General features: G+C 69.5%; 3 protein-coding genes. 1 reads left to right on the top strand and 2 read right to left on the bottom strand.

Annotated features, from left to right (window positions below; genetic code table 11):
* Positions 1–37: 37 nt before the first annotated feature.
* Together LzC2_RS20990 and LzC2_RS20985 are read right to left on the bottom strand one after the other, a co-directional pair.
* Entirely contained in the window at positions 38–1,213 is a 1,176-nt protein-coding gene (locus LzC2_RS20990) for an aminotransferase class V-fold PLP-dependent enzyme (protein ID WP_171189979.1), read from the bottom strand.
* On the bottom strand, positions 1,210–2,091 hold the full coding sequence (locus LzC2_RS20985) for an LON peptidase substrate-binding domain-containing protein (protein WP_171189978.1): 882 nt from the start codon (positions 2,089–2,091) through the stop codon (positions 1,210–1,212). Before LzC2_RS20985 ends, LzC2_RS20990 begins: the two co-directional genes overlap by 4 nt.
* A 95-nt stretch (positions 2,092–2,186) precedes the next feature.
* Between LzC2_RS20985 and nth the strand changes: the two genes are divergently transcribed.
* Entirely contained in the window at positions 2,187–2,861 is a 675-nt protein-coding gene (nth, locus tag LzC2_RS20980) for an endonuclease III (protein ID WP_246255264.1), read from the top strand.
* Positions 2,862–2,879: the final 18 nt, after the last annotated feature.

Below are 2,879 nucleotides of genomic sequence, written 5' to 3'. Positions count from 1 at the left end.
CCTCACAAGAGGCTCCCGGTTCTCCCGGGGTGAATGGTCAAGAGAGGATCGCGGCGACCGCGTCCGCAGCGGCGTCGATCTCGGTCTCCGTGGTGAATGGGCCGACGGAGAATCGGACCCCTCCGCCCAGCCGATCCGTGTTGAAGCGGGCGTGAGCGCCGGGGGCGCAGTGCAGTCCGGCTCGACATTCGACGCCGAACGTCGCATCCAGCACGGCCGCCGCCTCCGATGGTTCCCACCCGAGCAGGGCGACGGTGACGAGGCCGCAGCGACGACCGGGGTCCGGCGTGCCGAGCAGTCGCACATCGGGGAAGGCCGCGAGGCGGTCGATCAATCGGCTCGTGCGTTCGATGGAGCGGGCGTGCAACGCGTTGACGCCCTCCCGTTCAATCCACTCGACCGCGGCGAGCAGTCCGGCGACCCCGGGGAGATTCGGCGTGCCCGGTTCGAGCCGGTGCGGCAACGTCTCCGGCATCGCATCGCCGCCCCCGCCGCCGGTGCCGCCGAGCCGGGTGTTCCGCAGCAGCGGTTCGGCCCGCTCTCCGACGTACAGCACGCCGATGCCCGCAGGCCCGAGCAACCCCTTGTGGGCGCCGGTCGCGAGCAGGTCGACGCCCCATTCCACGACCGCGATCGGGACGTGCCCCGCCGTCTGGCAGGCGTCGAGCAGGAACGGCACCCCATGCTCGCGGCAAACCGCGGCCAGTTCCGCAACAGGCTGCACCGTCCCGGCGACATTCGACCCGTGAGACAGGGCGACCAGTCCAGCGGTCGGCGGCACGGAGAGAAACTCGTCGAGGTCTTCCGGGCGATAGAAGCCGTGTTCATCGCATTCCAGCATCGACGTGATCCCGCCGTCCCCCCGCAGCGCCGACAGGGGCCGCGTGACCGAGGTGTGTTCCAGGTCGCCGACGACCGCGTGATCGCCCGGCTTCAGCAGGCCGAACAGGGCGAGGTTCAGGGCGTCCGTGCCGCCCGCGGTGAAGACGATTCGGTCCGGCGAGGCGCCGCCGATCAGCCGGTTCACGGCGGATCGGCACCGCGCGAGCAGCGCTGCGGACTCCGCTGCACGGGCCGTGTTGCCGCGGCCAGGCGAGGGGAGTTCCAACGCCCGCGTCATCGCCTCGGCGACGCCGGGAGCCTTCGGCAGACTGGTCGCCGCGTGATCGAGATAGATTCGCCTCACCGACCGCCCCTCCATTTCATCGTTCAATTCCACTGGGGGCCGGACCGCCCGGTCCGGCCCGAACTGTATCCAGCCTTCACAAGGTGCCGACGAAGATGGCGAAGGACCACGTCGGTACGGACGTCCGGGTCGGTCTGGTCCAACAGTTCCTGGGAGTCGTCCGGCGAGAGTTGCAGCACGCTGGCGACGACGTCGCACACCATCCCGGGCGTCACGCAGCGGCCGAAGGCACGTTGCAATACGTCCGGCAGATCGACGTCGGGGTGCAGGCCGGCGAACGCTTCGGAGATCTGACGAACGCGGGCGGGACGATCGAGGTCGGGCCGCGGTCCGCTGCGGTCGGTCAGCGGAGCGACGGAGGCCAAACGGTAGCCGCTCTCCGTCAGGCGTTCGCTCCGCACCGCCGCCCGAACGACGCCGCGGAGCACGATGTGGAACCGGCCGTCCGGGAGTTCCTCCTCCGCGACGATCTTGCCGATGCACACCGTGTCGTGGATGGGCGGACGGTTGGTCTCCTCGGGCAGGTCCTCGCCGTGGGTCAACTCGGTGTCGATCCCCTCCCGCAGGCGGGCCATCGCGATCAGCCGTTCGCCGCGTCCGTCGGGTCGTTCGAGGCCGAGGGCGTCGCGGGTCATCGCGCGATAGCGGTCCTCGAAGATGTGCAGCGGCAACAGGGTGTGCGGGAAGAACACGCAGCCGGGCAGGGGGAACAGCGGAACCTTGCCGCTGAAATCGGACGGCAATCTCTCCGGGCCTTTGGAGGCGTGCGGGGCGACCGGCTCGGGCACGCCGCAGTCGTCATCCTCGTCCGGCTCGGGTCCGCTGTTTCTCTCTGGAGCATCCCCGCCGTACGCGTCGCCCCCGCCGGGGACGTCGTCGTCGGGCGGGAAGTCGTCGGGAGACATCGGGGCGGTGCGAGGGGGGCGTTCCCTCAAGCGTAGACGATGGAAAGATTCTGACACCGGCCACGGAATGACGCTGTGGCGACCGATAGGGATTGATGATGGCCGCATCGATCTCCCCCGACGCCCCCGCCGACCGCCGCGTTCGCACCGTGCTGAGCCGCCTGAAGGCCGCCTATCCGGTCGCGGAGTGCGCGTTGCATCACGAGACGCCGTTCCAACTGCTCGCGGCGACGATCCTGTCCGCCCAGTGCACCGACGCCCGGGTGAACCTCACCACACCGGCCCTGTTCGATTGCTTCCCGGACGCCGCCGCGCTCGCCGAGGCGGACGTGACGGAGGTTGAATCGTTGGTGCAGAGCTGCGGGTTCTTTCGTTCCAAGGCGAAAAATCTCGTCGGGATGGCCGAGGCGTTGGTCGAAGGACATGACGGAGAGGTGCCGCGACGGCTGGACGCCCTCGTCAAGCTGCCCGGCGTGGGGCGGAAGACGGCGAACGTCGTGCTGGGGGTCTGCTTTGGGATCGCGGAGGGGGTGGTGGTCGACACGCACGTCGGCCGCATCAGTCGTCGACTCGCCTTCACGGGGGAAACCGACGCCGTCAAAGCGGAGCGGAATCTCTGCGAACTGTTGCCGAAGAGCCGGTGGGTCAGCTTCTCGCATCGCCTGATCCTGCATGGGAGGGCGATCTGCGACGCCCGCAAGCCGCAGTGCGACGAATGCGTGCTGCGGAGCGTCTGCCCGCGGGTCGGGGTGGGGTCGGGGGAGGAGTGAGGAGGAAGGAGTGGTGGG

This window comes from Alienimonas chondri (assembly GCF_013036045.1).
Taxonomy (GTDB): Bacteria; Planctomycetota; Planctomycetia; order Planctomycetales; family Planctomycetaceae; genus Alienimonas; species Alienimonas chondri.
This window is presented reverse-complemented; position numbering and strand designations above follow the sequence as displayed.